Source organism: Pseudomonas sp. P4_C3, from assembly GCF_056402075.1.
In genome coordinates this window covers 21,571-29,539 of record NZ_JBFUIC010000046.1, presented here as the reverse complement: position 1 = coordinate 29,539, position 7,969 = coordinate 21,571, and the positions used below count along the sequence as shown (strand labels likewise).

The 7,969-nt window shown below is 60.6% G+C and carries 9 protein-coding genes; 5 read left to right on the top strand and 4 right to left on the bottom strand.

Translation table 11 applies throughout. From position 1 onward, the window contains the following. Positions 1-98 precede the first annotated feature (98 nt). From AC1DVH_RS11090 to AC1DVH_RS11070, 5 genes are all read left to right on the top strand, one after another. Positions 99-1,256, top strand: a complete 1,158-nt coding sequence (locus AC1DVH_RS11090; protein WP_477753833.1) for a D-alanyl-D-alanine carboxypeptidase family protein — start codon at positions 99-101, stop codon at positions 1,254-1,256. 87 nt (positions 1,257-1,343) lie between these two features. Then, complete coding sequence (locus tag AC1DVH_RS11085; RefSeq protein ID WP_007990615.1) at positions 1,344-1,619, top strand: DUF493 domain-containing protein; 276 nt, start codon at positions 1,344-1,346, stop codon at positions 1,617-1,619. Then, positions 1,619-2,266, top strand: coding sequence for a lipoyl(octanoyl) transferase LipB (gene lipB / locus AC1DVH_RS11080; RefSeq protein WP_477753832.1), 648 nt, complete (start codon positions 1,619-1,621; stop codon positions 2,264-2,266). The genes AC1DVH_RS11085 and lipB overlap by 1 nt, the downstream gene beginning before the upstream one ends. Before the next feature lie 25 nt (positions 2,267-2,291). Next, positions 2,292-3,290 carry a lipoyl synthase gene (lipA, locus tag AC1DVH_RS11075; RefSeq protein WP_162276382.1) on the top strand — a complete coding sequence of 333 codons (999 nt, stop codon included), beginning with the start codon at positions 2,292-2,294 and terminating at the stop codon, positions 3,288-3,290. A gap of 174 nt (positions 3,291-3,464) precedes the next feature. Then, entirely contained in the window at positions 3,465-4,412 is a 948-nt protein-coding gene (locus AC1DVH_RS11070) for a S66 peptidase family protein (protein ID WP_477753831.1), read from the top strand. A gap of 95 nt (positions 4,413-4,507) precedes the next feature. Here the strand turns inward: AC1DVH_RS11070 and AC1DVH_RS11065 are convergent, their stop codons facing one another. The 4 genes from AC1DVH_RS11065 to AC1DVH_RS11050 all read right to left on the bottom strand — a co-directional run bounded on the left by AC1DVH_RS11065 (position 4,508) and on the right by AC1DVH_RS11050 (position 7,923). After that, positions 4,508-5,830 (bottom strand): lytic murein transglycosylase, encoded by a 1,323-nt coding sequence (locus tag AC1DVH_RS11065; RefSeq protein WP_477753830.1) that lies wholly within the window; start codon positions 5,828-5,830, stop codon positions 4,508-4,510. Positions 5,831-5,892: 62 nt separating this feature from the next. Then, positions 5,893-6,057, bottom strand: coding sequence for an alternative ribosome rescue factor ArfA (gene arfA, locus AC1DVH_RS11060; protein WP_025108699.1), 165 nt, complete (start codon positions 6,055-6,057; stop codon positions 5,893-5,895). 183 nt (positions 6,058-6,240) lie between these two features. Next, the gene (gene holA, locus AC1DVH_RS11055; RefSeq protein WP_477753829.1) at positions 6,241-7,278 is read right to left on the bottom strand and encodes a DNA polymerase III subunit delta; all 1,038 of its coding nucleotides are present in this window, start codon (positions 7,276-7,278) and stop codon (positions 6,241-6,243) included. Between the two features lie 39 nt (positions 7,279-7,317). Further along, complete coding sequence (locus tag AC1DVH_RS11050) at positions 7,318-7,923, bottom strand: LPS-assembly lipoprotein LptE (RefSeq protein WP_477753828.1); 606 nt, start codon at positions 7,921-7,923, stop codon at positions 7,318-7,320. Positions 7,924-7,969 lie beyond the last annotated feature (46 nt).

The window sequence follows — 7,969 nt, the reverse complement described above, 5'->3', positions numbered from 1 at the left end:
TGACTGGAGTGAGCAACTGAACACGCGATGACTCGTTAGAAAGTCATCTGATTTAATTTTGCCTTCGGGCAGTTTCCATTAGCGATTTCGAGAGACGGATGAACATCACCACCTTTGCCAAACGCCTGTGTCTGCTAGTCCCGCTGCTCCTCTCGCCAGCCGCCTTCGCGGCCGAGATGATGCCGTCGCCACCACAACTGGCTGCCAAAGCCTACGTTCTGATGGATGCCAGCAGCGGCAACGTGCTGGTCGAGAACAACGGTGACCAGCGTCTGCCGCCGGCCAGCCTGACCAAGCTGATGACTGCGTACATCGCGACCCTGGAAATCCGTCGTGGCCAGATCGGCGAAAACGATCCGGTGACCGTCAGCGAAAACGCCTGGCGTACCGGTGGTTCGAGGATGTTCATCAAGGTCGGCTCGCAGGTCACCGTCAGCGACCTGCTGCACGGCATCATCATCCAGTCGGGCAACGACGCCAGCGTCGCGCTCTCCGAGCACATCGCCGGCAGCGAAGACGCCTTCGCCGACCTGATGAACAAGACTGTTGCCGACCTGGGCATGACCAACACCCACTTCATGAACCCGACCGGCCTGCCGAACCCTGAGCACTACTCGTCGGCTCACGACATGGCTGTGCTGGCCCGCGCGATCATCCACGAAGACCCGGCTCACTACGCGATCTACTCGCAGAAAGAGTTCTTCTGGAATGGCATCAAGCAACCGAACCGTAACCTGCTGCTGTGGCGCGACAAGACCGTCGACGGCCTCAAAACCGGCCACACCGACGAAGCCGGCTACTGCATGGTGTCTTCGGCCGTACGTGATGGCATGCGTCTGATCGCCGTGGTGTTCGGCACCAACAGCGAAGTGGCCCGTGCCGCCGAAACCCAGAAGCTGCTGACCTACGGTTTCCGCTTTTTCGAAACCCAGACCTTCTATCAGAAGGGCGCCGAACTGGCCCAGGCACCTGTCTGGAAAGGCTCCACCAATCAAGTCAAGGCCGGCCTGGCTGAAGACCTGACCATGACCCTGCCGAAAGGCCAGCTGAAAAAGCTCGCTGCCAGCATGACAATGAACCCGCAGCTGGTCGCGCCAATCGCCAAGGGCGACGTGATCGGTAAAGTCGAAGTGAAGCTGGACGACAAGGTGGTGCACAGCGCTGATCTGATCGCTCTGGACGCTGTCGAGGAAGGTGGTATCTTCCGCCGCATGTGGGATAGCATCCGTCTATTCTTCTACGGCTTGTTCAACTGAATTTAGTGTGCACCTGCATGGCTCCGCGCTGAACTGGCGCGCAGCCATGCCCGTCGCCACGGCTTACGCTTACGAGGCCGTTACGCCATGACCGATACCGAAGTAAAGGCGCCAAAGATCGAATTCCCGGTCACTGACTATCCCGTTAAGGTAATCAGCGATACCGGTGTGGGCAACAAGGACAAGATCATCAAGATCGTCGAGAAACACGCCAAGATCAACGATGAGCGTGTTGACGAGCGCCAGAGCAGCAACGGCAAATACACCACCATCCAGTTGCACATCGTCGCGACCGACCAGGACCAGCTGTACAACATCAACAGCGAACTGCGGGCCACCGGTTTCGTGCACATGGTGCTGTGATGTCCGGTGTGCTGGGCTTTCGCGAGCTCGGCCAGATGGCTTACGAGCCGGTCTGGCATGCCATGCAACGCTTCACCAACGAACGCGGCAGCGATGCCGCCGACGAGATCTGGCTGGTAGAGCATCCACCGGTGTTCACCCAGGGCCAGGCGGGCAAGGCCGAGCATTTGCTGCTCCCCGGTGATATTCCGGTGGTGCAGGTCGATCGTGGTGGTCAGGTGACTTACCACGGGCCTGGCCAGTTGGTGGCTTATCTGCTGCTGGACGTGCGCAAGCTCGGGTTTGGTGTGCGCGATCTGGTCACCCGGATGGAGCAGTGCCTGATCGAGCTGCTGGCCAGTTACGGCGTCACCGCCGTGGCCAAACCCGATGCACCGGGTGTCTACGTCGACGGGGCGAAAATCGCCTCGCTGGGTCTGCGGATCCGCCATGGCTGCTCCTTTCATGGCCTGGCCCTGAACGTGGACATGAACCTGGAACCGTTTCGACGGATTAATCCCTGCGGCTATGCCGGGCTGGCGATGACCCAGCTTAGCGATCACGCAGGATCGATTGAATTTGCCGAGGTAAGTGCCCGGCTGCGCGCGCAGCTCGTCAAACACCTCGACTATGCTGAGCAGACGACCCTGACGGGCGGAATCGACTGATATGACTACTGATGCAGTGCAAACCATGATCCCGACGCTCGATGTCACCGAGCGCCCGGCCCCGCGTCCCAAGGTAGAAGCCGGCGTCAAGCTGCGCGGCGCCGAAAAGGTTGCACGCATCCCGGTGAAGATCATTCCGACTACGGAATTGCCGAAAAAACCGGACTGGATTCGTGTCCGCATCCCGGTTTCACCGGAAGTCGACCGCATCAAGGCCCTGCTGCGCAAACACAAGCTGCACAGCGTGTGCGAAGAGGCTTCCTGCCCGAACCTGGGCGAGTGCTTCTCCGGCGGCACCGCGACTTTCATGATCATGGGTGACATCTGCACCCGTCGTTGCCCGTTCTGCGACGTCGGCCACGGCCGTCCGAAGCCGCTGGACGTCAACGAGCCGGAAAGCCTGGCCATCGCCATCGCCGACCTGAAACTCAAGTACGTGGTAATCACCTCGGTGGACCGTGATGATCTGCGTGACGGCGGTGCCCAGCACTTTGCCGACTGCATCCGCGAAATCCGCAAGCTGTCGCCGAATGTGCAGCTCGAAACCCTGGTCCCGGATTACCGTGGCCGCATGGACATCGCGCTGGAAATCACTGCTGCCGAGCCGCCGGATGTGTTCAACCACAACCTGGAAACCGTGCCGCGCCTGTACAAGGCTGCGCGTCCGGGCTCGGACTACCAGTGGTCGCTGACCCTGCTGCAACGTTTCAAGCAGATGATGCCGCATATTCCGACCAAGTCCGGTTTGATGCTGGGCCTGGGCGAGACCGACGAAGAAGTCATCGAAGTCATGAAGCGCATGCGCGAACACGACATCGACATGCTGACCCTCGGCCAGTACCTGCAACCGTCCCGCAGCCACTTGCCGGTGCAGCGCTTCGTGCACCCGGACACCTTCGCCTGGTTCGCCGAGGAAGGCTACAAGATGGGCTTCAAGAACGTGGCGTCCGGTCCGTTGGTACGCTCTTCGTATCACGCTGACGAGCAGGCCAAGCTGGTCAAGGCCGAGCTGATGTCGTCCTGATCGACGCAATGAAATGAAAAGCGCCCGCACGGTGTTCAGCCTCGCGGGCGTTTTTTTGCCTGGCCTACGGCAATGGCTGTTTTTTCCTGCAACCTGCGGGGCAACGGTTCCTCTTCTGTTTGTCCCCGTTCCTGACTACTGTGTGCTGAAGATTTCACGCAGGGAGATTCACGGATGACCGCTCGACCGACCCACACCCTTTGCCCTCATGCTCCGGTCCCGGCACTGCCGTCGGAAGGCATGATCGGCGTTATCGCACCCGCCGGTCCYGCGCCGCTGGACACCGACAAGGCGGTGCAATGGATGCGTGCCCGGGGTTATTCACTGAAAGTGTTTCCCGGGGTCTACGAAAAAAACGGCTACCTGGCCGGGAGCGACGAGGTACGACTTGGCGACCTGCATGCAGCATTCGCCGACAGCGAGGTGGATGCCATCATCTGCCTGCGCGGCGGTTACGGCACGCCGCGGCTCCTCGACCGCATTGATTTTGATTTGCTGCGTGACAACGCCAAGCCGTTCATCGGCTACAGCGACATCACCGCTCTGCATTTGGCGATCAGTCGCTATGCCGGCTTCGTGACCTTTCATGGTCCGATGCTCAATGCCGACCTGCTGGGTGGCAAGCAAAAACCTACGGAGTCTTCCTTCTTCAACATGCTGCGAGGGCAGGTGAGGGCGGGAACGGTGCTGGCTCATCCGGTGGCTTATCCGCTGACCACGATCGAGCCTGGCGTGGCTCATGGGCGCTTGCTCGGTGGCAATCTGGCCATGATCGCCGCGACCATGGGCACGCCTTACGAGATAGACGCCGAGGGCGTCATTCTGTTGATCGAGGACATCAACGAGCCGCTGTATCGCATCGATCGGTTGCTGACCCATCTGCGGCTGGCTGGCACGTTGCACAAACTGCGCGGCGTGTTGGTAGGGGATGTGGCGGGGGTTGAGTTGGCAGCGCTGGACAGGCTGCTCAAGCAGACCTTCGAGCCATTGAATATTCCGGTGTTGTCCGGGTGGCGAAGTGGGCATTGTGACCCGAACCTGACGCTGCCCATGGGGGCGTTGGTGCGGCTGGATGCGGGGAACAAGGAGTTGGTGTTGGAGCAGGATGTGGTAATCAGATAAGTCGCGAATATCTTGAAAAGATCGCAGCCTGCGGCAGCTCCTACGGGGTTTTGTGTACACCCGTAGGAGCTGCCGCAGGCTGCGATCTTTTGCTTTTAGCGGTTACGCAAGCCTTCCAGCAATTTGTGCGTCGGATACCCGTCCGCCGGCCAGCCAAACGACTGTTGGGCGCTGCGGATCGCCTTGCGCGTGTTGGCACCAATGATCCCGTCGGCGGTGCCGGCATCGTAGTTTTGTGTGCTCAGCAAGTTTTGCAGCTCGATCCGCTCGGTACGGCTCAGTGGCAGGTCATCCTTTGGCCACGTGCCGCTGATCAGTCCCGCGCCATTGAAGCGTTCGGACAACAGGCTCACCCCCAAGGCGTAGGACGACGAGTTGTTGTACTTGAGGATCGCCCGGAAGTTATCGAGCACCAGGAACGCCGGTCCACGGTAACCGGCCGGCAGCAGCAGGGCGGCGGACAGTTGCTCGGAGCCGGCCGGGACCTGGCCACCATTGGGCAGCGTAATCCCCAGTTGCCGCCATTCGGCGACGCTCTTGCGAGTCGTGCCGTCGGCCAGCACGTAGTTGAACCCGCCTGGCAACTGCACCTCGAAGCCCCACGGCTGGCCTCTCTGCCAGCCTGAGCTTTGCAGGTAATGCGCGGTCGAGGCCAGGGCATCGGCCGAACTGCCCCAGATATCGCGGCGCCCATCTCCATCGAAGTCGACGGCATGGGTGTTGTAGGTGGTCGGAATGAACTGGGTCTGGCCCATGGCGCCGGCCCAGGATCCGAGCATCTTCTCGGGTTCGATATCGCCTTGTTGCAGGATTTGCAGGGCGGCAATCAATTGTGCGTGGGCGAAACCGGGACGACGGCCTTCGTAGGCCAGGGTCGCCAGCGAGTTGATCACCGACTTGCTGCCCTGGAACTGGCCAAAGTTGCTTTCCATGCCCCACACGGCCACCAACGCCTGACGATCAACGCCGTAACGCTGCTCGATGCTTTGCAGGATGTCGGCGTACTGGTTGACCAGCGACTGGCCTTTGCGTACCCGCAGCGGCGACAAGGCGCCGTCGAGGTATTCCCACACCGGTTTTGCGAATTCCGGTTGGCTGCGATCGGCACGAATCACACTGGGGTCGAAGCTGACATCGGCGAAAGCGCGATCAAACAGATCGGCGCGGATACCGGCGGCCAAGGCATCCTTGCGGAAACCCGCCTGCCACTCGGCGAAGGTCTGGGTGGGTTGGATGTCGAGGTTTTCACCGTTCGGAACCACAGGCGGAACAACCGCCGGGGCGGTGGCGACAGGGAGGGTCTGAAGCGGCTGGGCGTCGGCGGCGGTAGGTTTTTCCGCGCAGGCGACTAGCAAAACGAGGCTGGAGGCAGCAATCAATTGGCGCAAGTGCCAACGACGGGAAAGACAAAAGGGCATGCACGGGTCCAGGGAATACGGATCAGGTGCAAACCTTAACATGTTGAGCGGATGCTTGCCTTTCAGGCCGCCAGAAAGCAAGAAGCCTCCCAGCTGTCAGACTGGAAGGCTTCGCGGCGGTAACTGCCTTTGCCCTTGGTGGGGCGTTCCTGGCGGCTGCGGAACAATGGCTGGGCGATGATGGATTTGGCTTTGTTGGGGCCATGCTTCGATGGCTTTTTGCTCATGATGATTTCTCGCAAGTGAGTGGATTTTGCGGGGCAAATCATCGACCGAAGTTGGGGGGCTGTCTATAGGGCAAATGGATTTGAGTTTTGTAGGAAAAAGATCAAGAGATCGCAGCCTTCGGCAGCTCCTACAGGTATACGCAATCTCATGTAGGAGCTGCCGAAGGCTGCGATCTCTTGATCTTATTCGGCAGGCAACGCCAGTTTTTGCCCGGCCATCAACAACGTCAACCGACTCAGGCTCATCCACGGCGAACCCGCAGCCTGGCCCTTGATCTGTGCGTCGATACGCTGTGCTTCGAGCAAAAGTTGCGCCCAGCGTTGCGCCGAGTAGCGTTGCAGGGCTTTGCTCATCAACGGTTTACGTTTGTCCCAGACCGGTGGCTTAGCCTGGCTGAAGGCCTTGTCCAGCGGCGTGCCCTGACTGTATTGCAGGGAAATATTGGCCAGCAGGCGCAACTCCCGGGCCAGGGCCCAGAGAATCACCGGCGGCTCGACGCCTTCGCCGCGCAATCCTTCGAGCATGCGCAACGCATGGACTGCTTCACCATTGAGCACCGCATCGGTCAGCCCAAAGACGTCGAAGCGCGCACTGTCGGCCACCGCCGCCTGTACGGTTTCAACGGTGATCTGACCTCCTTCGGCCATCAGTTTGAGCTTTTCGATTTCCTGGGCGGCGGCCAGCAAGTTGCCCTCGACCCGCGCGGCGATCAGCTCAACGGCGTCCTGGCTGGCGGAAAGCCCGGCCTGGGACAAACGTTGGCGGATCCAGCTTGGCAACTGGGCGACATCGACTGGCCAGATCTGCACGAACTGGGTCTGTTGTCCTTCGACCAGCGCTTTGCCCCACTTGGTTTTCTGCGCACTACCATCGAGTTTCGGCAGGCTGATCAGCAGTATGGTGTCGTCAGCCGGGCGCGAGCAGTACTCGATCAGCGCGGCGGCACCTTTGTCGCCGGGTTTGCCGGAAGGCAAGCGCAGTTCCAGCAGGCGCTTTTCGGCGAACAGCGACATGCTGGCACCGGCTTGCAGCAGCGTCCCCCAGTCGAAACTGGCGTCGGCGGCAAACACCTGGCGTTCATCGAATCCCTGCTGACGGGCGGCAGTGCGAACAGCGTCGGCCGCCTCCTGGCACAACAACGGGTCATCGCCGCTGATGATGTAGACCGGCGCAAGGGCACCTTGCAGGTGTTTGGCGAGTTGGGCGGGGGCGAGCTTCATAAGAGAGGGCGAACGGGGCGCCTGAACGCCCCGTAAGTCTTACTGCCGCGGCAGTTCGACAGGCGACTGGCGCGGGGTATCCGCTTCAGCCTTCTTTGCCGCTTCCAGTGCCGCGGCATCAGCCTTGGCCTTGGCTTCGGCAGTCTGTTGCAGCTGATCCAGTTGACCTGGGCTCAGTTGTTGCAGGCGCAGCATCATGCGTTGAACCAGCTCGCGGCGAGCTTCTGTCCGGGCCGTTGCGGCTTCCTGGTCGGAACCCATCAGGTTGTTGCCGTCGTGCAGGTAGATTTTCTGCACTTCAAGCTTGTCGCTCATCAGTGGCAGGTCACCGCGACCACGGATGTCGTAGTTCAATACGGTGGTCACCTGGTACTCGCCAGCACGACCGGCACCTGCGTAGCTGAGGATGCGTTGGCTTTCCTGCTCATTGGTCAGCACCAGTTTGTAAGGTGCGCCGTTATAGACCTTGACGCCGTTGCCTTCCAGTACCTGACGCAACTGGGTCACGGTTGGACCGTAGGCGTTACGGGCGCTCAGGTCGAGTTCCTTGATCGCCAGTTCGTCGGTGCCGGTGCCGCGCAGCTGGAAACCGCAGGCGCTCAACAGAACCGCGAGGCCCATCACCAGCAGATTGCGTTTGATCATCTTGTTGCTCCCCTTGAAACCATGTGGGCCGATCAAGCGGCCCGAA